Consider the following 21,586-nt stretch of genomic DNA (forward strand, 5'->3'; position numbering starts at 1 on the left):
GCCGCTGAGCCTGCGCGCGGGCCACGGGCGACTGGCACGGGTGCCGACCCGCGACCGGCCCGGCGCGGCCCGCTCGGTAGGATCGAGGGACCGCAGAGCAGAGCTCCGAGGAGAGTCGTGACCGCTTCCACCCAGCGCCCCACCGTCGAGCGAGACACCGTCGACCGCGCAGCCGCGACCCCGGAGCGCGAGCAGCCGTTCGCCGCCCTCGGGCTCAAGCCCGACGAGTACGCGCGCATCCGCGACATCCTCGGCCGCCGCCCGACGAGCGCCGAGCTCGCGATGTACTCGGTCATGTGGAGCGAGCACTGCTCCTACAAGTCGTCGAAGACGCACCTGCGCACGTTCGGGCAGAAGGTCACGCCCGAGATGACCGAGCGCCTCATGGTGGGCATGGGCCAGAACGCGGGCGTCATCGACGTCGGCGAGGGCTGGGCCGTCACCTTCAAGATCGAGAGCCACAACCACCCGTCGTTCGTCGAGCCCTTCCAGGGCGCTGCGACGGGCGTCGGCGGCATCGTCCGCGACATCATCTCGATGGGCGCGCGACCGGTCGCGGTGATGGATGCGCTGCGGTTCGGCGCGATCGACCACCCCGACACCGCCCGTGTCGTGCACGGCGTCGTCGGCGGCATCTCGTTCTACGGCAACTGCCTCGGCCTCCCGAACATCGGCGGCGAGACGGTCTTCGACGCCGTCTACCAGGGCAACCCGCTCGTGAACGCGCTCGCCGTCGGCGTGCTGCGGCACGAGGACCTGCACCTCGCGAACGCGACGGGCGTCGGCAACAAGGTCGTGCTCTTCGGCGCCCGCACCGGCGGCGATGGCATCGGCGGCGCATCCATCCTCGCCTCGGAGTCGTTCGACGACGAGGGCCCCACGAAGCGCCCCGCGGTGCAGGTGGGCGACCCGTTCGCCGAGAAGGTGCTCATCGAGTGCTGCCTCGAGCTCTACGCCGCGGGCGTGGTCGAGGGCATCCAGGACCTCGGCGCCGCCGGCATCTCGTGCGCGACGAGCGAGCTCGCGGCGAACGGCGACTCGGGCATGAAGGTCGAGCTCGACCACGTGCTGCTGCGCGACCCCACGCTCACGGCCGAGGAGATCCTCATGTCGGAGTCGCAGGAGCGCATGATGGCGATCGTCGACCCGGCGAAGCTCGACGAGTTCCTCGCCATCACCGGCAAGTGGGACGTCGAGACGAGCGTGCTCGGCGAGGTCACCGGCGACGGCCGACTCGTCATCACGCACACCGGCGACGTGATCGTCGATGTCGACCCGAAGACGGTCGCGGTCGATTCCCCCGTCTACGACCGCCCGATGGCGCGCCCCGACTGGCAGGACGCGCTGCAGGCCGACACCGCTGCGACGCTCGAGCGCGCGACCGGCGAGGCCCTCGGCGACCAGCTGCTGACGCTCGCCGGTTCGGCGAACCTGGCCGACGCATCCTGGATCACCGACCAGTACGACGACTACGTGCTCGGCAACACCGCGCTCTCGACGCCCGACGACGCCGGCATGGTGCGCATCGACGAGGAGTCGGGGCTCGGCTTCTCGGTCGCGGTCGACGCGAACGGCCGCTACTGCCAGCTCGACCCGCGCGAGGGCGCGAAGCTCGCGCTCGCCGAGGCGTACCGCAACGTCGCCGTCTCGGGCGCGACGCCGGTGGGCGTGAGCGACTGCCTGAACTTCGGCAACCCGGAGATCCCGGCCGTGATGTGGCAGTTCGCGGAGGCCGTCGACGGCCTCGCCGACGGCTGCGTCGAGCTCGGCATCCCGGTGACGGGCGGCAACGTGTCGTTCTACAACCAGACCGGCGAGACGCAGATCCACCCGACGCCCGTCGTCGGCGTGCTCGGCATCATCGACGACGTCGACCGTCGCCTGCCCTCCGGCTGGCAGGACGACGGCCAGGCGCTCTTCCTGCTCGGCACCACCCGCGACGAGCTCGACGGCTCCGCGTGGGCCGGCGCAGTGCACGACCACCTCGGCGGCCTGCCGCCGAAGGTCGACCTCGCCGCCGAGAAGGCGCTCGCCGGGCTCATGCACGGCATCGCGTTCGAGGGCCTCGCCACCGCCGCCCACGACCTCTCGGAGGGCGGGCTCGGCATGGCCGTCGTCGAGGGCGCGCTGCGGTTCGGCATCGGCGCGCGCATCTGGCTCAGCGGCATCACCGAGCGCGACGGCATCGACGACACCGCGGCGCTCTTCTCGGAGTCGGGCGCCCGCGCGCTCGTCGCCGTCGCGCGCGAGGACGAGGTCAAGTTCACCGGCATGTGCGAGGCGCGCGGCGTGCCCGTGCTCCGCATCGGCGTGACGGATGCGACGAGCGGCGCGATCGAGATCCAGGACGTCGCGCGCCTCTCGCTCGACGACCTCCGCACCGCCAACCGCGCCCCCATCCGGGGCCGCTTCGCCTGATCCCTCATCCTCAACGGAGCAGCCGGTCGCGCGAGGGCACTATCCCCTCCTGCGACCGGCTGCTCCGTTGAGAGGCGGGGAAGCCTAGGCTTCTGCCATGGAGCCAACCGTCCCGGCGATCAACATCCTCGCCGTCCTGCTCGCGACCGTCGTCGCGATGGCCGTGGGCTTCGCCTACTACCACCCGAAGGTGCTCGGCACCTCGTGGATGCGGGCGATCGGCCATGACCGCGAGTCGATGGGCCGAGGCGTCAAGCCGTGGATCTACCCGCTCATCATCGTCTGCGCCTTCGTCACCGCGTGGGTCTTGGCCGGCGCCGCCTGGATGAGCCACGAGTTCTACGGCGGATCCTTCCTGCTCAATGCGCTCGTCACCGCCTGGATCCTCTTCGTCGGCTTCACGCTCGCCCGCGTCGTCGTGCACGACGCGTTCGACCCGCGCGGCTTCCGCGTCACCGGTCACACGGCGCTCAACGAGCTGCTCGTGATCACCGCGATGGCCCTCGTCATCGGACTCTGGCCGCCGGCAGCATGAGCGACATCACCCTCACCCTCGAGCGGTCGATCGCGGCGCCGCCGGCCGCGGTGTGGAGCGTCCTCACCGACATCGAGCGGTCCGCGACGGTGCTCTCCGGCGTCACGCGCGTCGAGCGCCTCGCGGGCGTCGGCTACAGCATCGGCACGCGCTGGCGCGAGACCCGCAGGGCGCTGGGCGCTGAGTCGACCGAGGAGATGGAGGTCGTCGGCATCGACGAGGGCCGCTCCACGATCATCGCCGCCGAGGCGCCCGGCATGACCTACCGCACCGAGCTCACGCTCGAGCCGGTGCAGTGGGAGACCGGCGTCGGCACGCTGCTGCGGATGCGGTTCAGCGGCACCCTGCTGTCGCCCTCGTGGGTGCAGCGCGCGATGGCGACGCTGACCGCGCCCATCGGCATGGCGATGACGCGGAAGATGATGCGCCAGGACCTCGACGACATCGCGGCGGCCGCCGAGGCTGCCTAGGCTCAGGAGTCGCGCAAGCGCACCAGTGGTGAGCCATGCTCGACCTATGCTGGCTCGGTGACGATGCCCCACGGACCCGGCTGGTACGACGACCCCGCGGGGCGGCGCCGCTGGTGGGACGGTCAGCGCTGGGGCGCGTACGCGCCGTGGGACGCTCCGGCAGCGACGCCGACACGGGTCGCGCAGGCGTCCGCCCGGCTCGACCCGCGCCTCCTCCACGACCCCACGGTCGCTGTGCCGAGGCACACGGTCGTGCATCACGTCGTCCACGCCCCGGCGAAGGAGCTCGCCGTGGCCTACCTGCTGCTCCTGCTGCTCGGCACCGTCGGCGCCCACCGCTTCTACCTCGGCCGCACCGGCACCGCCATCGCGATGCTCGCGCTGACGATCGTCGGCGCGATGACCGCGATCGTGCTCGTGGGCTTCCTGCCGCTCACCGCGGTCGCCGTCTGGTGGTTCGTCGACCTGTTCCTGACGCCCGGCATGGTGCGGGAGGAGAACGCGCGCGCGATCCGGTCGCCGGGCGCCGTCGGGTACGAGCGAGGCTGGCCCGCCGCCTGACTACTCGCCGCCGGCGATCCGCTCGTGGTGGTGGATGACCTCCGCGATCACGAAGGTGATGAACTTCTCGGCGAACTCGGGATCGAGGTCGGCGTCCTCCGCGAGGCGCCGCAGCCGGGCGATCTGCGTGCGCTCCCGGCCGGGGTCCGACGGCGGCATGCCGTGCCGCGCCTTCAGCTCGCCGACCGCCTGCGTGAGCTTGAACCGCTCCGCCAGCGTGTGGATGAGGACGGCGTCGACGTTGTCGATCGAGCGCCGCAGGCGCTGCAGCTGGTCGTCGGGCGAGCTCATGCCTCCAGCCTAGGTCGCGCGGGCGTCGAGCCGCGCCTCCAGGCCGCGCCGCACGGCGGGCCACTCGGGGGCGATGATCGAGTAGACGACGGTGTCGCGCAGCGTGCCCTTGTAGATCTGGTGGCTGCGCAGCACGCCGTCGAGCTTCGCGCCCAGCCGCTCGATCGCGTCGCGCGACTGCCGGTTGTGCCAGTGGGTGCGGAACTCCACCGCGATGCAGCCCAGCTCGTCGAACGCGCGCTCGAGCATGAGCAGCTTGATCGCCGGATTGATGCCGGAGCCCTGCGCCGACGCCGCCATCCACGTCGACCCGATCTCGAGCCGCGGCGCTTCCGCCTCGATGTGCATGTAGGTCGTCATCCCGACCGCGCGGCCGCCGGCGACGATCGCCCACGGCGCCATCGTGCCCTCCGCGTGCAGGCCGAGGCGGCGATCGATCTCGGCACCCACCGCATCCGGCTCGGGCACCGACGTGTACCAGGCGCGACGCCACAGGTCGCCCTCCGCGGCTGCGGCGGCGAGCGCGGGCGCGTGGTCGTGCGACAGCGGCTCGAGGGTGACGAGCGGATGCGTCAGGACGGGCAGGTCGAGGATGCTCACCGCCCCATTCTGCCGGGCAGCGCTCGCCGGCCCACCCCGCGGCGCGGGCGTTGCCCGCCGTCGCGCCGCGTGCGACGATGCGCGCATGACGGTGCACTTCGGTCGGGCCGCGTTCGAGCTCGTCGACCTCGTGGCGATCGTGCCCCCCGAGCGCTTCGGCGACCCGGGCCTCGGTGAGTGGACGCTCCGCGAGCTGATCGGGCACACGTCCCGCGCGCTCTCGACCGTCGTCGGCTACCTCGCGCAGCCCGAGCCGCGCGAGCTCACCGTGCGGACCGCGAGCGACTACCTCGAGGTCGTGCTGCGGCAGCGGGGCGACGACGACGCGATCGCCGCCCGCGGCCGCGAGAGCGCGTCGATGCTCGGCGACGACCCCGTCGGCGCCATCGCCGACCTCGCCACGACCGCGGTCGAGGCCGTCGATCGGGCCGGGCTCGACCGCCTGGTCGCGATCGGCGAGCCGGCCGCGGGTGTCTCGATGCGCCTCGACGAGTACCTGCGCACGCGCGTCTTCGAGCTCACGGTCCACGGCATCGACATCGCCGACGCCGCGTCGGTCGCGTGGTCGCCGCCGCCTGCGCACCTGCTCGACGCGGTGCAGCTCGCCGCGGCGAACGCCTCCGCCCGCGGCGTCGGCGAGGAGGCGCTGCGCTTCCTCACCGGGCGCAGGCCGGATGCGGGGCTCGCGGGCGTGCTGCGCGCGGGCAACTGAGCAGGATCAGCCGAGTCGCTCGCCCACCGCGTCGCGCCATCCGAACGCCAGGGCGGTCGCCGCGATGACGACGAACGGCGCGGCGATCTCTGGGCGGCCGGCCCACAGCACGGCGACGGCGAGCGCGAGCACGGCCACGGTGAGCTCGAGGGCGCGGCGGCGCACGACCACGGTGGCGCTGCCGCCCGCGCGCTCCTTCGGCGTGATGCGGAACCGGGCGCGGCCCGAGACCGCCACCGCGACGACCGCGCGGGCCGCGACCACGCCGATCGAGGCGTAGAGCATCGAGGCGCGCACCGCGAAGGCGATCCCTGACGGCAGCCCGCGCGAGCGGCAGCGGTGCAGCGCCTCCGGGACGAGCGGCACGAGGCTCAGGAGCGCGAGCGGCAGGCCGAGCTGCCACGGGAAGGCGGCGATGCCGGTGACGGCGCCGACGACGGAGTAGGTGAACAGGGCGAGCGGCACGAGCGCGGCGAGCACCGGGACGAGCAGCTCGAGCGCGAGGTCGACGCGGCGGCGCACGCGCAGTCGCGGGTCGACGAGGCTCCTGCGCGAGCGCACGAGCAGCTGCACGGCGCCCTCGGCGAACTTGCCGAACTGCACCGCGAAGGCCGTGTGGTCGACGGGCGCGTCCTCGATCGAGACGAGCTCGGGCGCGGCCACGATCGACCAGCCGCGGCGCTCGAGCTCGATCGTGAGCGCGGTGTCCTCCATGACGACCTCGGGGAACCCGCCCGCCTCGCGCAGCGCCGCGACGTCGAGCATGGCACCGCGTCCGGAGAAGTCGACGACGCCGAGCACCGCGCGGGCGGCGAGCTTCGTGTCGGAGTGGCGGGTGAAGAGGCCGGAGAAGTCGCGGGCGAACGAGGTGTCACCGTCGCGCGACCGGATGCGTCCCTGCACGACGGCCGCCTCGGGGTGCGCGGCGAAGCGCGCGAGCGCGCCCGCCACGAAGCCGTCGTCGACCTCCTGGTCGGCGTCGAGCACGACGATGTGGTCGACCTCGTGGCCGTGCGCGCGCAGCCACGCGTTGAGGTTGCCGGCCTTCGCGCCGGTGCGGGAGCCGCGCCGGTGCACCTCGATCCCGTCGGCCTCCAGCTCGGCCACCCGAGCGCGCGTCTCGGGCAGGCGCGAGTCGTCGAGGACGACGGTGCGCGTGCGCGCGTGGGTCTGCCGCGCGCTCCGCTGCACGACGTCGGCGCGGAAGTCGTCGGCGGTCGGGTAGAGGATCGCGACGCGCGCGCCGGTCATCGGCGTCGATGCGGGCGCCGGGCGCGCACGGACGGTGAGCGAGACCAGCAGCAGCACGAGCTGCCGCAGCCCCACGAGCAGCGCGAGGCCGATGAGGCACGCGGTGACGACGAGCGCACCCCAGCCGACGGGATCGGCGGGCGTCGCGAGCCAGGCCAGCAGCGCACCTGCACCTGCTGCGAGCGTCGCCCATCCCGCGGCGAGCACGAGCACCGCGGTGACGCCGATCGTCGGTGTGCGGACGGGGGCTCGTGTCGGGCCGATCCGGGTCAACGTCGCCTCCCTCTCGGTGCACGGCCGATCCGGGCACGCTCGGAGGCTAGCCGCTGAGCCTCCGAGCCCGGTGCAGGATTCATCCGAATGGAGGAGGCGGGCGCCGCCGCCTCATCCCGGACGGCGGTCGGCGCGCGCCGGTCCCCTCGGCGATGCTCCGTCGCCGGGGCTCAGTCGATGAGGTCGTGCAGCTGCACGATCTCGTCGCGCGCGGGCCCGACGCCGATCGCCGAGATGCGGCTGCCGGAGCAGTCCTCGAGGAACCGCACGTAGGCCTGCGCGTTCGCCGGCAGGTCGGAGAAGTCTCGGGCGCCGGTGATGTCCTCGCTCCAGCCGGGCAGCTCCTCGTAGATCGGCTTCGCGTGGTGGAAGTCCGACTGCGAGACGGGCATCTCGTCGTAGCGCACGCCGTCGACGTCGTAGGCCACGCAGACCGGGATGCGCTCGATGCCGGTGAGCACGTCGAGCTTCGTGAGCACGATGTCGGTGAGCCCGTTGACGCGCGACGCGTAGCGGGTCAGCAGGGTGTCGTTCCAGCCGCAGCGGCGCGGGCGTCCGGTGGTGGTGCCGAACTCGAAGCCGTTGCTGCGCAGCAGGTCGCCCCACTCGTCGAACAGCTCGGTCGGGAACGGGCCGGCGCCGACACGGGTCGTGTACGCCTTCACGATGCCGATGACGCGGTCGAGCCGCGCGGGGGCGACGCCCGAGCCGGACGCGGCGCCCGCCGCGGTCGCGGTCGACGAGGTCACGAACGGGTAGGTGCCGTGGTCGATGTCGAGCATCGTCGCCTGGCCGGCCTCGAACACGACCGTCTTGCCGGCGTCGAGCGCCTGCGACAGCTCGAGCCCGGTGTCGCCCACCATCGGGCGGATGCGCTCGACGTACGAGGTCAGGTCGTCGAAGACCTCGTCGACCGTGACCGCGCGACGGTTGTAGACCTTCGTGAGCATGTGGTTCTTGACGTCGAGCGCGCCCTCGATCTTCTGGCGCAGGATCGACTCGTCGAAGAGGTCCTGGATGCGGATGCCGACGCGGTTGATCTTGTCGGCGTAGGCCGGGCCGATGCCGCGGCCGGTGGTGCCGATCGAGCGCTTGCCGAGGAACCGCTCGGTGACCTTGTCGAGCGTGCGGTGGTAGTCGGTGATGACGTGCGCGTTCGCCGAGATGCGCAGCTTCGACACGTCGACGCCGCGCGCCGAGAGCGCGGTCAGCTCGTCGAAGAGCACCTCGAGGTCGATGACCACGCCGTTGCCGATCACCGGGGTGACACCCTCGGTGAGGATGCCCGACGGCAGCAGGTGCAGCGCGTACTTCTCGTTGCCGACCACGACCGTGTGCCCGGCGTTGTTGCCGCCGTTGAACTTCACGACGTAGTCCGTGCGGCTGCCGAGCAGGTCGGTGGCCTTGCCCTTGCCCTCATCGCCCCACTGGGCGCCGATGATGACGATTCCTGGCATGGGGCATCCCTTCGACGGGTTCGCGTACACCCCACCCTATCGAGCGCCCGGCCCCCGGCCGGCGCGGGCGCGCGTACGCTGGACGGGTGAGCTTCGCAGCAGCGACGCCCTCGAGGCGTGAGGAGGTCGTCGGCGGCAACCCCGTCGGCGGCAGGTAGTCGCCGCGCCCGGTCCGCGTCCATCGCCGACCGGCCCGCGGCACCGCGATGGCCCGCACGGGCCCATCTCGGCGTGCCTCCTCCACCCATCGCCGGTCGCGTCGACCGGCTCTCGAGAGACGACCCACCATGCTGCCCATCACCCCTGTCGACCTCCGCGCCGCGTTCGTGAACGCGAGCCGCAAGGAGGTCGCGAGCATCACCCTCCCCGACTGGTTCGACGACGCCGACTGGGCCTCGCTCGACTACCTCGGCTGGCGCGACCCGAAGATCGCGCGGCGCGCGTACGTCGTGGCGCCCACGCTCGACGGCGAGCACGTCGGCATCGTGCTGCGCCGCGCCGACGCGACGCCGCGCGCCCGAGCCCAGTGCTCGTGGTGCCAGGACGTGCGACTGCCGAACGACGTCGTGCTCTACAGCGCGAAGCTCGCCGGCGCGGCAGGCCGCCGCGGCGACACCGTCGGCACGCTGCTGTGCGAGGACTTCGAGTGCTCGCGCAACGTGCGGAAGCTGCCCCCGCTCGCCTACGAGGGCTACGACCTCGAGGCGGCGAGGCTCCGGCGCATCGACGAGCTGCGGATGCGTGCGGCCGGCTTCGCCGACGCGGTCGTGCGGGAGCGCTGACCCCTCCCCCGCGGCCGCGCCCGGGGCCTGGCGCCGGGTGGTCACGACACGCCGCAGCCGACGCGGCGGCACGGCGCGTCGTGACCACCCGGCGCGGGCGGGGCGGCGTGTCGTGACCACCCGCCCTACCCGGACCGGGCGGTCAGCGCTGGACGGGGTCCCCGCCGACCAGGAGTCGGGCGATGGCGGCGCGGTCGGGCGCGGCCTCCCAGTCGCCGGGAGCGGTGCACGCGAGCGCGCCGCAGGCCGCGGCGGTGCGGAGCCGCTCGGCGAGCGAGGCGCCGGCGAGCAGCTCGGCGAGGTAGCCGGCGACGAACGCGTCGCCCGCCCCGACGGTGTCGACGGCGTGCACCGGGAACGCCGCCTGCGTGGCCCGCTCGCCGTCGGCGAGCGCGGTGGCGCCGTCGGCGCCGCGCTTCACGACCACCTGTGCGGGCCCGAGCGCGGCGAGCGCCGCGATCTGCGCGTCGGTGTCGCGCTCGCCGGTGAGCAGCTCCGCCTCGTCATCGCCCGCGAAGACGACATCGGCGCGCGCGGCGAGGGCGCGGTACGCCGGCACCGCGCGCTCCGCGTCCCACAGGCGCGAGCGGTGGTTCACGTCGAACGACACGATCGTGCCGCCCTCGTGCGCCGCATCCACGGCGGCGTCGAGCGCTGCGCGCGGGGCGTCGCCCAGCGCGGCGGTGATGCCGGTGACGTGCAGCACCCGCGCGTCGCGGATGCGGTCGAGGTCGAGGTGCTCCGGCGCGAGCCGCGACCCGGCGCTGCCGGCGCGGTAGTACGAGACGGCGCTCGAGCCCGCGGAGGGCCGCTCCTTGAGCATGAGCGCGGTGGGCGCCTCCGGGTCGCGCGTGACGGCCGCGCCGACGCCCTCGGCGCGCAGCTGCCGCTCGACGAGGCGGCCGAGCGCGTCGTCGCCGAGCCGGCCCATCCACGTCACCGGCACGCCGAGGCGTGCGAGCCCGATGGCCACGTTGCTCTCGGCGCCGCCGAACCCGAGGTCCATGGTCGGCACGAGCTCGAGCCGGCCGATGCGCGAGGCGACGAGCAGCCCGAGCGACTCGCCGAGCGCGACGACGCTCACGGCGACACCCGCTCGGATGCCTGCTGGATGGCGACCGCCTCGCGAGCAGCCTCGGCGACCGCCTCGGCGCCCGCCGCGATGCGGGCCGGCGACGCGATCCACGAGCCGCTCGCGGCGAAGACCGCGGGGTGCGCGAGGTACTCGGCGAGGTTCGCGGCGCTCACGCCGCCGCTCGGCATGAAGCGCACGCCCGGGAACACCGGCGCGAGCGCGCCGATCATGCCGAGGCCGCCGACGACGCCCGCGGGGAACAGCTTCAGCCGGTCGAGCCCGAGCCGGATGCCGCGCTGCACGTCGCTCGGCGTCATGACGCCGGGCAGCACGGGCACCCCGGCGGCGAGCGCGGCCTCGACGATCTCCTCGTCGAGACCGGGAGCCACGACGAAGCCGGCGCCCGCGTCGAGCGCGCTGCGCAGCTGCCGGGTGGTCAGCACCGTGCCGGCGCCGACGAGCACGTCGCCGCGCGCGGCGATCCGGGCGATCGCGTCGAGCCCCCACTCGTTGCGCAGGGCGACCTCGAGCACGGGCAGGCCGCCCGCGACGAGGCCGTCGGCGAGCGCGTCGGCCGAGGCTGCGTCCGCGACGGTCGCGAGCGGCACGACGCCGCCGAGCGCGCTCATCGCCCCATCCAGCCGCCGTCGACGGGCAGCGTGACACCCGTGACGTAGGCCGCGGCGGGGCTGGCGAGGAAGACCGTGGCGCCCTGCAGGTCGTCGGGCCGGCCCCAGCGGCCGGCCGGGATGCGCTCGAGGATCGACTGCGAGCGGTCCTCGTCGGCGCGGAGCGCCGCGGTGTTGTCGGTGGCGATGTAGCCGGGGGCGATCGCGTTCACGGTCACGCCGCGGCCCGACCACTCGTTGCTCAGCGCCTTCACCAGCCCGGCGATGCCGGACTTCGCCGCGGTGTAGCCGGGCACGTTGATCCCGCCCTGGAAGCTCAGGAGGCTCGCCGTGAAGACGATGCGCCCCGAGCCGCGCGCGAGCATGCCCTGCGCGAGCGCCTGGGTGAGCACGAACTGGCTGCGGAGATTGACGTCGAGCACCTCGTCCCACCACTCGAGCGGGTGCTCGGCCGCGGGGGCGCGCTGGATCGTGCCCGCGTTGTTCACGAGGATGTCGGCGCGGTCGCCGACCGCCTCGGCGAAGCGGAGCACGGCGTCGCGGTCGCGGAAGTCGACGGCGTGGCCCTCGAAGGCGCGACCGAGGTCGCGCACGCGGCGGCCGATCTCGCCGCCGTCGGCCTCCTGGCTCGACGAGGCGGCGATGATGTCGGCGCCCGCCATCGCGAGCGCCTCGGCCATCGCGAAGCCGATGCCGCGGCGGGCGCCGGTGACGACCGCGGTGCTGCCGGTGAGGTCGAAGGAGATGCTCATGCGCCGACCCCCTGCACGTCGACGAGGATCTTCATCGCGGCGGCCGACAGGAGCGCCTCGAAGGCCTCCATGGTCGCGTCGAGCGGCACGACGCGCGTGATGAGCGCGTCCGCCGGCACCTGCCCGGCGGCGAGCAGCTCGATCGCGCGCTCGAAGTCCTCGCGCTCGTAGACGCGGGCGCCGAGCACCTCGAGCTCGCGCCAGAAGATGCGGTGCAGGTCGACCGGCACCGGCTCCGGGTGGATCGCGACGAAGACGACGCGGCCGCGCGTGCGCGCGTGCCGGGTGGCGTCGAGCGCGGTGCCGCGCGTGCCGGCGACCTCGAAGACGACATCGGCGCCGGCGCCGGCGGTCCGCTCCTCGACGACCGCCGCGAGGTCGCCCTCGATCGGGTCGACGACGATCGCGCCCTGCTGGGCAGCGAAGTCGCGGCGGGCGGCGTCGGGCTCCGCGAGGATCACGGTCGCGCCAGTCGCGCGGGCGACGACGGCGATGAGCTGCCCGATCGGGCCGCCGCCGATGACGACGGCCGTCTCCCCGGTGGCGAGGCGCGAGCGACGCACGTCGTGCACGGCCACGGCGAGCGGCTCGACGAGCGCGGCGTGCTGCAGCGAGAGGCCCTCGGGCAGCGGCACGACGATCGACGCGGGCACGGTCCACAGCTCCTGCAGGGCGCCGGGCGAGTCGATGCCGACGAAGTCGAGGCGCTGGCAGATGTGCTGGTGGCCCGCGGCGCAGGCGGCGCACGAGCCGCACCAGCGCAGCGGCATGACGGTGACGGGGGCGCCGACCGCGAGGTCGACGCCGTCGCCGACCGCCTCGATGACGCCGCTCATCTCGTGACCGATGGTCGCGGGCATGTCGACCCGGGCATCCATGTGGCCCTGCACGATGTGCAGGTCGGTGCCGCAGATGCCGTTGAAGGCGACGCGGATGCTCACCTCGCCTGCCGCGGGCGCCTGGGCGTCGGCCTCGCCGACCTCCACGCGTCCTCCGCCGATGTACTTCGCTGCTCGCAACGCCGTCTCCTCTTCGAGCTGGTGGCTGCGCGCGAAACTCGGTTCTATTTCGTGTTCCGTGTGGCGCAACTCGGTTCTATCTGGTTAGAGTAGCCCCCGACCCACCCACTCGCGCAAGTGCGACCGGGATGGCGACTCAACGAGGAGGAACCCCATGCAGGGACGACGGATGCTCGGAGCCATCGGCGCCGCAGCGGTCATGACGCTGGCGCTCGCATCGTGCTCGAGCGCAGCCGGCGGCGAGGGAGAAGAGGGCGGCGCGCAGCAGCCGACCGTCTTCCGGGTCGCCTTCAACCAGAACGCCGAGCACCCGCAGGCGCAGGCGCTCACCGAGCTCTCGGACGCGCTCGAGGAGCGCACCGACGGCGCGTACGCGCTCGAGCTCTACACCGACGAGACGCTCGGCGACCAGGCCGCCACGATCGAGCAGGTGCAGGCCGGCACGATCGACTTCGCCATGGTCGCGGGCAGCCTGCTCGAGAACTTCGAGTCGGACATGTCGGTGGTCAACCTGCCGTACCTCTACGAGTCGCCCGAGCACCAGATGAGCGTGCTCAACGACGAGGCGATCGTCGGCGACCTCTACGACGCGCTGCTCGAGGACGGCATCGACGTGATGGCGGCGTACCACGGCGGCGTGCGCAACGTGTACTCGAGCGTCGGCCCCGTCGAGACCCCGGCCGACCTGGCCGGCCAGAAGATCCGCGTCATCGGCTCGGACACGAACGTGCGCATGATGGAGCTCATGGGCGGCGTCGGCACGCCGATGGCGCAGGGCGAGGTCTACACGGCCATCCAGTCGGGCGTGCTCGACGGTGCCGAGAACAACCCGCTCATCTACTCGTCGCTCTCGCACGCCGAGATCGCCGGCTTCTACTCGCGCACCGAGCACCTCATGATGCCCGACTACCTCATCGCCGCACCGTCGGTCATGGAGGGCATGGACGAGGAGACCACGGCGATCTTCGAGGAGCTGCTCGCCGCATCCGTCGACACCGAGCTCGAGCGCTTCGCCGCCGCCGTCGAGGAGTCGGTCGCCGCAGCCGAGGAGGCCGGCGCCCAGTTCAGCGACGCAGACGTCGAGGCGTTCCGCGAGGCCGTGCTGCCGCTCCACGAGGAGCGCGTCACGACCGAGCGCACGCAGACGATCTACGACGCCATCGAGGCGGCGCGCGGCTGATGGCCACGAGGAAGCTCATGACGACCGCTCGAGCCTGGCTCGACGGCACCCTCCGCGCGATCTGCGTCGTGCTCTTCGCCGTGCTCGTGCTCCTCGTCGCGTGGCAGGTCTTCACCCGCCTCGTGCTGGGCGAGCCGAGCGCCTGGTCGGAGGAGGCCGCCCGCTACGCCTTCGTGTGGGTCAGCCTCATCGGCATCGCGATCGCGGTCGGCGAGAAGGCCGACGTCATCATGGACTTCCTCGTCGAGCGCCTGCCGCGCTCCCTGCAGCGGGTCGCCGACATCATCGCCTACCTCGCGACGCTCGCGTTCGTGTTGTACGTGATGGTGCTCGGCGGCCTGCAGCAGTCGATGCTCGCCTGGGCGCAGAAGAACCCGCTGCTGCCGCTCTCGCAGGGCCAGCTCTACCTGGTGCTGCCGATCTCCGGCGTGCTCCTCTCCATCTACCTGCTCATCCACATCGTCGGGACCTTCTCGAGCCGCTACGTCGGCCACGTGGGCACGCCCGATGAGGACCTCGAGGCGGCCGCACTGTGATCGACCCCGGCACCATCACCGCGATCCTCGTGGGCGGCCTCGTGCTGCTGCTCGCGATCGGCGCGCCCGTCTCCATCTCGATCGCGCTCCCGAGCGCGCTCTGCATGCTGCTCATCGTCGACTTCGACCGCGGCGCCATCACGTCCGCGCAGCAGATGCTCGGCGGCGCGAACTCGTTCGCGCTGCTCGCCATCCCGTTCTTCGTGCTCGCCGGCGTCATCATGAACAACGGCGGGATCGCCGAGCGGCTCGTGAACCTCGGTCGCGTGCTCGTCGGGCGCACGCCCGCCCCGCTCGCGCAGACGAACATCCTCGCGAACGCGATCTTCGGCACGGTCTCGGGCTCGGCCGTCGCCTCGGCCGCCGCCGTCGGCTCGACCATGGCGCCGATGCAGAAGAAGGCCGGCTACGACCCGGCGTTCAGCGCGGCCGTCAACGTCGCCTCCGCTCCGGCCGGCATGCTCATCCCGCCGAGCAACACGCTCATCGTCTACTCGCTCGCCGCGGGCGGCACGTCGGTCGGTGCGCTCTTCCTGGCCGGCTACGTGCCCGGCATCCTGTGGGCGCTCGCCTGCGCGGTCGTGGTCTTCGTGTACGCGCGCCGCCACCCCGACCTCAAGGGCGAGTCGTTCCCCGGCATGGCCGTCTTCCTCACGACGCTGTGGCGCGCGGTCCCGTCGCTCGGCCTCATCGTCGTCGCGATCGGCGGCATCGTCGCCGGCTTCTTCACCCCCACCGAGGGCTCGGCCATCGCCGTGCTCTACGCCCTCGGCCTGTCGTTCGTCTACCGGACGATCTCGGTGAAGGACCTGCCGCGCATCCTCTACGACGCCTGCCGCACGAGCGCCATCGTCATCTTCCTCATCGCGGTGTCGACGATCATGTCGTACGTCATGACCTACGCGCGGCTGCCGCAGCTCATCGCGGAGTCGCTCTTCGGCTGGACCGACTCCAAGGTCGTCGTGCTGCTCATCATGATGCTCGTGCTGCTCGTGATCGGCATCCCGCTCGACCCGACGCCCGCGATCCTCATCTTCACGCCGATCTTCCTGCCGATCGCCGTCTCGTACGGGATCGACCCGGTGCACTTCGGCATCATGATGGTCTTCAACCTCTCGATCGCGGTGATCTCGCCGCCGTCGGCGCCGGTGCTCTTCGTCGGCGCGCAGGTCGCGAAGGCGAGGCTCGAGCCGGTCATCGTGAAGCTCGTGCCGTTCCTCATCGTGCTCATCGTGATGCTGTTCGTCATCGTGTTCGTCCCCCAGCTCTCCCTGTGGCTCCCCGGAGTCATGGGCCTGCTCTGATCCTCGACCGGAAGGAAGCACCATGAACGCCGTCTACGGCCCCACGTCGCCCGACCAGATCCCTGCATCCACCCAGCAGCAGCTGCGCGACCGCTACCTCGTCGAGGACCTCTTCGTGCCCGGCGCCGTGCGCACGGTCGTGACGCACTACGACCGCGTCGTCGCGGTCGGCGCGGTGCCGACGGATGCGCCGCTCGCGCTCGAGGCGGTGCCGGAGATCCGCAGCGAGCAGTTCCTCGACCACCGCGAGATCGGCATCGTCAACATCGGCGCCGCCGGCACCGTCGTCGCCGACGGCGAGCGGCACGCGATGGCGAACGGCGCGTGCCTCTACCTCGGCCGCGGCGTGCGCGACGTCTCGTTCCAGAGCGACGACGCGGCGACGCCGGCGCGCTTCTACGGCTTCTCGGCGCCCGCGCACACCACCTACCCGACCGCGCTCGTCGAGCCGGGTCACGGCACGGTGCGCGAGCTCGGCGACCCGCTCACCTCGAACCGCCGCACGCTCAACCAGTACATCCACGAGAACGGCGTGCGCAGCTGCCAGGTCGTCATGGGCGTGACGCAGCTCCATCCGGGCAGCATGTGGAACACGATGCCCTCGCACACGCACGACCGCCGCACCGAGTTCTACGTCTACTTCGACGTCGACGCGGACGCCCGGGTCGTGCACCTCATGGGCCAGCCGCAGGAGACGCGGCACCTGCTCGTGGCCGACGGCGGACTCGTGCTCTCGCCCTCCTGGTCGATCCACTCGGGTGTGGGAACATCCAACTACTCGTTCGTGTGGGCCATGGCCGGTGAGAACCAGTCGTTCGACGACATGGACGGCGTCGCGATCGTCGACATGAGATGAGGCGGACCATGACCCTGGAGCACAGGACGCTCGACGCGAGCCCCGCGCCGTCGGTGGGGGCGAGCGAGAAGACGCTCCGCGTGCTCGAGGCCGCGATCCTGCACGACCGCTTCACCGACATCGTCGAGGAGACGGGGCTCGCGAAGGCGACGGTGCACCGCATCCTCGCGACGCTCGTCGAGCAGGAGTTCATCTCGGGCGACAGCGACCGCGGCTACCAGCCCGGCGCCCGCTTCCTGGGCATCGCTGGCAGCGCGATCTCGCGGCTCGACATCTCGGCGATCGCCGAGCCGATCGTCGACGAGCTCGTGCGCGAGGTCGACTGCACGATCCACGTCGGCGTGCTCAACGGCTTCGAGATGGTCTACGCGCTCCGGCGCGACTCCTCGAAGCCCTACCGGATGGGCTCGCGCGTCGGCCTCTCGCTGCCGATGCACTGCTCCGGGATGGGCAAGGCCGTGCTCTCGTCGTGGACGCCCGAGCAGGTCGACCGGCTCATCGCCGACGTCGGCCTGCCGGCGCGCACCGATGACACGATCACCGATCCGGCCGCGCTCCACGAGGAGCTCGCCCGCGTGCGCGCCCGTGGGTACGCGATGGATCTCGGCGAGAACGAGCGAGGCACGGTCTGCGTCTCGGCGCCCATCCGCGACCACCTGGGCCGCGTCACCTACGGGCTGTCGATCTCGTCGATCGCGCTCGAGCACCCGGGCTCGAGCATCGAGCAGTTCGCACCGCAGGCGATCGCCGCTGCCGAGGCGATCTCGCGCGCGCTCGGCTCCCCCGCCGCGCGCTGACGCGCCCGCCCGCACCCGGGTGGTCGCGACGCGCCGCGCGGGTGGTCACGACGCGCCGTCGCCGACGCTTCGGCGCGGCGTGTCGTGACCACCCTGCGGTGCGCTTCGGGCGGCGGCGCTGCGGCTAGGCGAAGCGGCCGAGCTGGTGGCGGAGCGCGTCCTCGAGGGTAGGGCGGCGGAAGCGGTGGCCGAGCTCGGCCAGCCGGGACGGCACGACGCGCTGGTTCGCGAGCGCGAGCTCGCGCATGCCCTGCTCGCCGAGCAGCACGCGCGGTCCGAGCGCGGGCGTCGGCAGCAGCGCCGGCCGGTGCAGCACCGCCGCGAGCGTCGCGGCGTAGTCGCGCTGCCGCACCGGCTCGGGCGCGACGGCGTTGATCGCGCCGGACATCCGCTCGTCGACGAGGGCGCGGGCGTAGATGTCGACGAGGTCGTCGAGGTCGACCCACGACTGCCAGTGGCGGCCGCCCGCGAGCGGCCCGCCGAGGCCTGCCGCGTAGAGCGGGCGCAGCACCTGGAGCACGCCGCCGCGGGGCGTCTGGACGAGACCCGTGCGGATGAGCGCCGTGCGCACGCCGCCCTCGGAGGCCGCCGCCGTGTCGGCTTCCCAGTCGACCGTGACATCGGCGAGGAAGCCGTCGCCCGGATCGCTCGCCTCGCTGAGCACCTCGTCGCCGCGGTCGTCGCCGTAGATGCCGATGGCGGATGCGCTGATGAACGCGCGCACGCCGCTCGCCACCGCGAGCTCAGCCAGGCGGCGGGTCGGCCCGATCCGGCTGTCGCGGATCCGCTCGCGGTGCTCGTCGCCGAAGCGGCCGAAGATGGAGGCGCCCGCGAGGTGGACGACCGCATCGACGCCGTCGAGCAGGTCGGCTGCCGGCGCATCCGGATCCCAGCGGCGCTCGCCCGGCGCCGGCTCGTGCCGCACCAGCCGCACGACCTCGTGGCCCCCGGTCGTGAGGAAGGCGGCGAGCGCCGTGCCGATGAGGCCGGAGGCGCCCGTCATCGCGATCGTCATGGGGGCAGCGGCGAGCTCGTGGTGTCGCGCCAGATCGTCGGCGAGCTGCCGGTGGCGGTAGACGAACATGGGCCGCAGCAGCCGCGATCCCACCTGCGTGTCAACGCGATCGCGCATGACGGTCGCACCGCCCTGCGGCTCGAGCCGGTGCTCGTGCCGCCAGCGGAGCGGGCCGAGGGCGGCGGAGGAGAGGCCGGGCACCCGCTCGTCGACGAACGCGCGGCCGGGCTCGAAGCCGGCCGGGTCGTGCTGCGCGACCCACACCTGCCCGCCGGGCAGCGCGAGCTCGGCGCGGCCATCCTCGAGCGAGGTCGCCTCGCGGCGCACCGATCCCGGCATCCACGGCGGCATCAGCCGCTGCAGCGCCCCCGGCCGCTCGTGCCAGGCGAAGACCTCGTCGGGCGAGGCGTCGATCGTGCTCCAGTGCTGGATGCCCATGACGCGAACGTACGCCCCGCTCCTGTGCCGGAGCACAGGAGCGGGGCGTACGGGTGGCGGTGCTTAGTGACCGGTGCTGTCGGGCGCGCGGTCGATGTCGCCCTCCCAGCCGGACTCGGCCGCGAGCTGCGCGGGCGCCTCCTCGGCGATCTCCTTGAACCGCTTGAGGTCCTTGCCGATCTGCACGTCGTCTACCTGCAGCAGCGCGCCTGCGGCCTCGACGATGCCCTGCGGCTTCCAGTCGATCTGCACGTTCACGCGCGTCTCGTCGTCGGAGATGCGGTGGAAGGTGACGACACCCGCGTGGGTCTCGCCGTCGGTGCTGCGCCAGGCGACGCGCTCGTCCTGGTGCTGCTCGGTGATCTCGGCGTCGAACTCGCGCTCCACGCCGGCGATCGAGACGACCCAGTGCAGCTTCGCGTCGGTGAGCTGGGTGATGGACTCCACGCCGCCCATGAAGCGGGGGAACTCCTCGAACCTCGTCCACAGCGCGTAGACGGCGCTGATGGGGGCCTTGACGTCGATGCTGTCGGTGACCTGCGGCATTGCGATGCTCCTCTTGCTGTCGTCGTACGGATTCGCGATGCTACGCGGCGGCGGCGTGAAGACCCTGGGCGAGCATCCGGAATCGGTGGAAGTCACAGCGGACGCTCAGTTCATCCAGCTCCGGCACATCGGCTGCGGTCTCGTGACCGGGCGGCGACCACTTGACGTGCACCGTCACGCACGTCGTCTCAGGGTCGAGCTCGGCGAGCTGCACCGACCACGCCATCGTGGTCGCGTCGACGCTCGTCCACGCGATGCGCTCGTCGGGCACGAGCTCCGTGATCACGGCGTAGAAGGTCTCGGGCACGCCGGCGATCGAGACGCGCCAGCGCAATCGCTCCCGCGTCTCGGCGAACACCGACTCCACGCCGGTCATGAACTCGGGGAACAGCTCGAACGTCGTCAGCACGCGGAAGACGTCCTCGCGGGGCGCTGCCACCTCGAACGACTCATCGATCTGCATCTTCGCCTCCGACCTCATCGTCCTGGGGCACCGCGTTGTACCCCAGAGCCGATGGTCCCACGGTGCGCGGCGCGCAACAAGCCGATCGGGGGCGTTCTCAGGCGGCGCACAGCAACCGGCCCCGACCGTAGGATTGAGGCCATGTCCAAGGTCCTCTCCTCCCTCCCCGTCGGCGAGCGCGTCGGCATCGCCTTCTCCGGAGGCCTCGACACGTCGTGCGCCGTCGCGTGGATGCGGCACAACGGTGCCGTGCCCTTCACGTACACCGCCGACATCGGGCAGTACGACGAGCCCGACATCGACGCCGTGCCCGGACGCGCGAACGAGTACGGCGCGGAGGCCGCCCGCCTCGTCGACGCGAAGGCGTCGCTCGTGGAGGAGGGCCTGGTGGCTCTGGCGACGGGCGCGTTCCACATTCGCTCCGGCGGCCGCACCTACTTCAACACGACGCCGCTCGGCCGTGCCGTGACCGGCATGCTGCTCGTGCGCGCAATGAAGGAGGACGGCGTCGAGATCTGGGGCGACGGATCGACCTACAAGGGCAACGACATCGAGCGGTTCTACCGCTACGGCCTGATGGCCAACCCCGCGCTGCGCATCTACAAGCCGTGGCTCGACCAGCGGTTCGTCACCGAGCTGGGCGGCCGCAAGGAGATGTCGGAGTGGCTCGTCGAGCACGGCTACCCCTACCGCGACGCCACCGAGAAGGCCTACTCGACCGACGCGAACATCTGGGGCGCGACGCACGAGGCGAAGACGCTCGAGCACCTGAACGAGTCGATGGAGATCGTGCAGCCCATCATGGGCGTGAAGTTCTGGGACGAGTCGGTGTCGATCCCGACCGAGGACGTCGCGATCCGCTTCGAGGCCGGACGGCCGGTCGCCATCAACGGCACTGAGTTCCCGGATGCCGTCGCGCTCGTCATGGAGGCGAACGCGATCGGCGGTCGTCACGGCCTCGGCATGAGCGACCAGATCGAGAACCGCATCATCGAGGCGAAGAGCCGCGGCATCTACGAGGCGCCGGGGATGGCGCTGCTGCACATCGCCTACGAGCGGCTCATGAACGCGATCCACAACGAGGATACGGTCGCGACCTACCACGAGCAGGGTCGCCGCCTCGGCCGCCTCATGTACGAGGGCCGGTGGCTCGACCCGCAGTCGCTCATGCTGCGCGAGTCGATCCAGCGCTGGGTGGGCTCGTCGGTCACCGGCGAGGTCGTGCTGCGGCTGCGCCGCGGCGAGGACTACACGATCGTCGACACCCGCGGCGAGGGGTTCTCGTACCACCCCGACAAGCTGTCGATGGAGCGCGTCGGCGACGCAGCGTTCGGTCCGGAGGACCGCATCGGCCAGCTGACGATGCGCAACCTCGACATCGCCGACTCGCGCTCGCGGCTCGAGGCGTACGCCGCCGCCGGCCTCATCGAGGGCGAGACGAAGGCGCTGCTCGGTGCCCTCGAGGCGGGCCGCGCCGACGAGATCGTCGCGTCGCCCACCGACGACCCCGAGGCGCTCGAGCAGTGGAACGACCGCGCGGCGATGGATCTGGGCACGGACTGATCGACTGACGCGTCCGATCGATCGGGCGCAGTCGGGGCCGGCCGCGCATGCGCGGCCGGCCCT

The 21,586-nt window shown here is 72.4% G+C and carries 23 protein-coding genes; 12 read left to right on the top strand and 11 right to left on the bottom strand.

All coding sequences use genetic code 11. The features are described from left to right. Positions 1 to 117: 117 nt before the first annotated feature. From purL to EDD26_RS03120, 4 genes are all read left to right on the top strand, one after another. Positions 118 to 2,418: a phosphoribosylformylglycinamidine synthase subunit PurL gene (gene purL / locus EDD26_RS03105; RefSeq protein ID WP_123696363.1), complete on the top strand. Its 2,301-nt coding sequence runs from the start codon at positions 118 to 120 to the stop codon at positions 2,416 to 2,418. A gap of 97 nt (positions 2,419 to 2,515) precedes the next feature. Beyond that, positions 2,516 to 2,953, top strand: a complete 438-nt coding sequence (locus EDD26_RS03110; protein ID WP_123696364.1) for a DUF1761 domain-containing protein — start codon at positions 2,516 to 2,518, stop codon at positions 2,951 to 2,953. After that, positions 2,950 to 3,423 carry an SRPBCC family protein gene (locus tag EDD26_RS03115; protein ID WP_123696365.1) on the top strand — a complete coding sequence of 158 codons (474 nt, stop codon included), beginning with the start codon at positions 2,950 to 2,952 and terminating at the stop codon, positions 3,421 to 3,423. Before EDD26_RS03110 ends, EDD26_RS03115 begins: the two co-directional genes overlap by 4 nt. A 63-nt stretch (positions 3,424 to 3,486) precedes the next feature. Next, complete coding sequence (locus tag EDD26_RS03120) at positions 3,487 to 3,984, top strand: NINE protein (RefSeq protein ID WP_123698417.1); 498 nt, start codon at positions 3,487 to 3,489, stop codon at positions 3,982 to 3,984. Here the strand turns inward: EDD26_RS03120 and EDD26_RS03125 are convergent, their stop codons facing one another. Together EDD26_RS03125 and EDD26_RS03130 are read right to left on the bottom strand one after the other, a co-directional pair. After that, positions 3,985 to 4,275 (bottom strand): chorismate mutase, encoded by a 291-nt coding sequence (locus tag EDD26_RS03125; protein WP_123696366.1) that lies wholly within the window; start codon positions 4,273 to 4,275, stop codon positions 3,985 to 3,987. A gap of 9 nt (positions 4,276 to 4,284) precedes the next feature. Next, positions 4,285 to 4,875 carry a GNAT family N-acetyltransferase gene (locus tag EDD26_RS03130; RefSeq protein ID WP_245989727.1) on the bottom strand — a complete coding sequence of 197 codons (591 nt, stop codon included), beginning with the start codon at positions 4,873 to 4,875 and terminating at the stop codon, positions 4,285 to 4,287. Between the two features lie 85 nt (positions 4,876 to 4,960). Here EDD26_RS03130 and EDD26_RS03135 point away from each other — a divergent pair, with 85 nt between their 5' ends. Further along, the gene (locus tag EDD26_RS03135) at positions 4,961 to 5,587 is read left to right on the top strand and encodes a maleylpyruvate isomerase N-terminal domain-containing protein (RefSeq protein ID WP_170165513.1); all 627 of its coding nucleotides are present in this window, start codon (positions 4,961 to 4,963) and stop codon (positions 5,585 to 5,587) included. A gap of 6 nt (positions 5,588 to 5,593) precedes the next feature. On the opposite strand, the gene EDD26_RS03140 is transcribed toward EDD26_RS03135, so the two are convergent. Both EDD26_RS03140 and EDD26_RS03145 read right to left on the bottom strand, forming a co-directional pair. Beyond that, complete coding sequence (locus EDD26_RS03140) at positions 5,594 to 7,111, bottom strand: glycosyltransferase family 2 protein (RefSeq protein WP_148058677.1); 1,518 nt, start codon at positions 7,109 to 7,111, stop codon at positions 5,594 to 5,596. Positions 7,112 to 7,281: 170 nt separating this feature from the next. Next, positions 7,282 to 8,568, bottom strand: a complete 1,287-nt coding sequence (locus tag EDD26_RS03145; protein WP_123696370.1) for an adenylosuccinate synthase — start codon at positions 8,566 to 8,568, stop codon at positions 7,282 to 7,284. A gap of 287 nt (positions 8,569 to 8,855) precedes the next feature. Between EDD26_RS03145 and EDD26_RS03150 the strand changes: the two genes are divergently transcribed. Continuing rightward, positions 8,856 to 9,350 carry an FBP domain-containing protein gene (locus tag EDD26_RS03150; protein ID WP_123696371.1) on the top strand — a complete coding sequence of 165 codons (495 nt, stop codon included), beginning with the start codon at positions 8,856 to 8,858 and terminating at the stop codon, positions 9,348 to 9,350. 142 nt (positions 9,351 to 9,492) lie between these two features. On the opposite strand, the gene EDD26_RS03155 is transcribed toward EDD26_RS03150, so the two are convergent. Genes EDD26_RS03155 through EDD26_RS03170 form a run of 4 tightly spaced genes read right to left on the bottom strand, consistent with a single transcriptional unit; the run spans position 9,493 to position 12,825 of the window. Beyond that, on the bottom strand, positions 9,493 to 10,434 hold the full coding sequence (locus EDD26_RS03155) for a sugar kinase (RefSeq protein ID WP_245989729.1): 942 nt from the start codon (positions 10,432 to 10,434) through the stop codon (positions 9,493 to 9,495). Beyond that, positions 10,431 to 11,054, bottom strand: coding sequence for a bifunctional 4-hydroxy-2-oxoglutarate aldolase/2-dehydro-3-deoxy-phosphogluconate aldolase (locus EDD26_RS03160; protein WP_123696372.1), 624 nt, complete (start codon positions 11,052 to 11,054; stop codon positions 10,431 to 10,433). The genes EDD26_RS03155 and EDD26_RS03160 overlap by 4 nt, the downstream gene beginning before the upstream one ends. Continuing rightward, a complete protein-coding gene (locus EDD26_RS03165) occupies positions 11,051 to 11,806 on the bottom strand; it encodes an SDR family oxidoreductase (RefSeq protein WP_123696373.1) in 756 nt (251 codons plus the stop codon). The genes EDD26_RS03160 and EDD26_RS03165 overlap by 4 nt, the downstream gene beginning before the upstream one ends. Beyond that, positions 11,803 to 12,825, bottom strand: a complete 1,023-nt coding sequence (locus EDD26_RS03170) for a zinc-dependent alcohol dehydrogenase (RefSeq protein ID WP_123696374.1) — start codon at positions 12,823 to 12,825, stop codon at positions 11,803 to 11,805. Before EDD26_RS03170 ends, EDD26_RS03165 begins: the two co-directional genes overlap by 4 nt. 154 nt (positions 12,826 to 12,979) lie before the next feature. Here EDD26_RS03170 and EDD26_RS03175 point away from each other — a divergent pair, with 154 nt between their 5' ends. The 5 genes from EDD26_RS03175 to EDD26_RS03195 are packed head-to-tail and all read left to right on the top strand — an operon-like array spanning position 12,980 to position 17,498. Continuing rightward, positions 12,980 to 14,005 carry a TRAP transporter substrate-binding protein gene (locus EDD26_RS03175; protein ID WP_123696375.1) on the top strand — a complete coding sequence of 342 codons (1,026 nt, stop codon included), beginning with the start codon at positions 12,980 to 12,982 and terminating at the stop codon, positions 14,003 to 14,005. Between the two features lie 17 nt (positions 14,006 to 14,022). Further along, the gene (locus EDD26_RS03180; RefSeq protein WP_170165514.1) at positions 14,023 to 14,541 is read left to right on the top strand and encodes a TRAP transporter small permease; all 519 of its coding nucleotides are present in this window, start codon (positions 14,023 to 14,025) and stop codon (positions 14,539 to 14,541) included. After that, positions 14,538 to 15,845 (top strand): TRAP transporter large permease, encoded by a 1,308-nt coding sequence (locus tag EDD26_RS03185; protein WP_123696377.1) that lies wholly within the window; start codon positions 14,538 to 14,540, stop codon positions 15,843 to 15,845. The genes EDD26_RS03180 and EDD26_RS03185 overlap by 4 nt, the downstream gene beginning before the upstream one ends. A gap of 22 nt (positions 15,846 to 15,867) precedes the next feature. Further along, positions 15,868 to 16,701, top strand: coding sequence for a 5-dehydro-4-deoxy-D-glucuronate isomerase (kduI, locus tag EDD26_RS03190; RefSeq protein WP_123696378.1), 834 nt, complete (start codon positions 15,868 to 15,870; stop codon positions 16,699 to 16,701). A gap of 8 nt (positions 16,702 to 16,709) precedes the next feature. Next, positions 16,710 to 17,498 (top strand): IclR family transcriptional regulator, encoded by a 789-nt coding sequence (locus EDD26_RS03195; protein ID WP_211333817.1) that lies wholly within the window; start codon positions 16,710 to 16,712, stop codon positions 17,496 to 17,498. 124 nt (positions 17,499 to 17,622) lie between these two features. Here the strand turns inward: EDD26_RS03195 and EDD26_RS03200 are convergent, their stop codons facing one another. The 3 genes from EDD26_RS03200 to EDD26_RS03210 form a co-directional block, all read right to left on the bottom strand. Continuing rightward, positions 17,623 to 18,951 (bottom strand): TIGR01777 family oxidoreductase, encoded by a 1,329-nt coding sequence (locus EDD26_RS03200; RefSeq protein ID WP_123696380.1) that lies wholly within the window; start codon positions 18,949 to 18,951, stop codon positions 17,623 to 17,625. Between the two features lie 63 nt (positions 18,952 to 19,014). Beyond that, positions 19,015 to 19,497: an SRPBCC family protein gene (locus EDD26_RS03205; RefSeq protein WP_123696381.1), complete on the bottom strand. Its 483-nt coding sequence runs from the start codon at positions 19,495 to 19,497 to the stop codon at positions 19,015 to 19,017. 40 nt (positions 19,498 to 19,537) lie between these two features. Next, entirely contained in the window at positions 19,538 to 19,960 is a 423-nt protein-coding gene (locus EDD26_RS03210; RefSeq protein WP_170165515.1) for an SRPBCC family protein, read from the bottom strand. 141 nt (positions 19,961 to 20,101) lie between these two features. On the opposite strand from EDD26_RS03210, the gene argG reads away from it, so the two are divergent. After that, the gene (argG, locus tag EDD26_RS03215; RefSeq protein ID WP_123696383.1) at positions 20,102 to 21,523 is read left to right on the top strand and encodes an argininosuccinate synthase; all 1,422 of its coding nucleotides are present in this window, start codon (positions 20,102 to 20,104) and stop codon (positions 21,521 to 21,523) included. Positions 21,524 to 21,586: the final 63 nt, after the last annotated feature.

Source organism: Agrococcus jenensis, assembly GCF_003752465.1.
Lineage (GTDB): Bacteria > Actinomycetota > Actinomycetes > Actinomycetales > Microbacteriaceae > Agrococcus > Agrococcus jenensis.

What these genes read in the sequence shown, in the direction of transcription:
- argG (WP_123696383.1), top strand. Translation starts at nt 20,102, where the DNA reads ATGTCCAAGGTCCTCTCCTCCCTCCCCGTCGGCGAGCGCGTCGGCATC.
- EDD26_RS03145 (WP_123696370.1), bottom strand. Translation starts at nt 8,568, where the DNA reads ATGCCAGGAATCGTCATCATCGGCGCCCAGTGGGGCGATGAGGGCAAG.
- EDD26_RS03125 (WP_123696366.1), bottom strand. Translation starts at nt 4,275, where the DNA reads ATGAGCTCGCCCGACGACCAGCTGCAGCGCCTGCGGCGCTCGATCGAC.
- EDD26_RS03115 (WP_123696365.1), top strand. Translation starts at nt 2,950, where the DNA reads ATGAGCGACATCACCCTCACCCTCGAGCGGTCGATCGCGGCGCCGCCG.
- EDD26_RS03150 (WP_123696371.1), top strand. Translation starts at nt 8,856, where the DNA reads ATGCTGCCCATCACCCCTGTCGACCTCCGCGCCGCGTTCGTGAACGCG.
- EDD26_RS03195 (WP_211333817.1), top strand. Translation starts at nt 16,710, where the DNA reads ATGACCCTGGAGCACAGGACGCTCGACGCGAGCCCCGCGCCGTCGGTG.
- EDD26_RS03110 (WP_123696364.1), top strand. Translation starts at nt 2,516, where the DNA reads ATGGAGCCAACCGTCCCGGCGATCAACATCCTCGCCGTCCTGCTCGCG.
- EDD26_RS03135 (WP_170165513.1), top strand. Translation starts at nt 4,961, where the DNA reads ATGACGGTGCACTTCGGTCGGGCCGCGTTCGAGCTCGTCGACCTCGTG.
- EDD26_RS03205 (WP_123696381.1), bottom strand. Translation starts at nt 19,497, where the DNA reads ATGCCGCAGGTCACCGACAGCATCGACGTCAAGGCCCCCATCAGCGCC.
- EDD26_RS03175 (WP_123696375.1), top strand. Translation starts at nt 12,980, where the DNA reads ATGCAGGGACGACGGATGCTCGGAGCCATCGGCGCCGCAGCGGTCATG.
- EDD26_RS03160 (WP_123696372.1), bottom strand. Translation starts at nt 11,054, where the DNA reads ATGAGCGCGCTCGGCGGCGTCGTGCCGCTCGCGACCGTCGCGGACGCA.
- EDD26_RS03210 (WP_170165515.1), bottom strand. Translation starts at nt 19,960, where the DNA reads ATGCAGATCGATGAGTCGTTCGAGGTGGCAGCGCCCCGCGAGGACGTC.
- EDD26_RS03165 (WP_123696373.1), bottom strand. Translation starts at nt 11,806, where the DNA reads ATGAGCATCTCCTTCGACCTCACCGGCAGCACCGCGGTCGTCACCGGC.
- EDD26_RS03200 (WP_123696380.1), bottom strand. Translation starts at nt 18,951, where the DNA reads ATGGGCATCCAGCACTGGAGCACGATCGACGCCTCGCCCGACGAGGTC.
- EDD26_RS03180 (WP_170165514.1), top strand. Translation starts at nt 14,023, where the DNA reads ATGACGACCGCTCGAGCCTGGCTCGACGGCACCCTCCGCGCGATCTGC.
- EDD26_RS03120 (WP_123698417.1), top strand. Translation starts at nt 3,487, where the DNA reads ATGCCCCACGGACCCGGCTGGTACGACGACCCCGCGGGGCGGCGCCGC.
- kduI (WP_123696378.1), top strand. Translation starts at nt 15,868, where the DNA reads ATGAACGCCGTCTACGGCCCCACGTCGCCCGACCAGATCCCTGCATCC.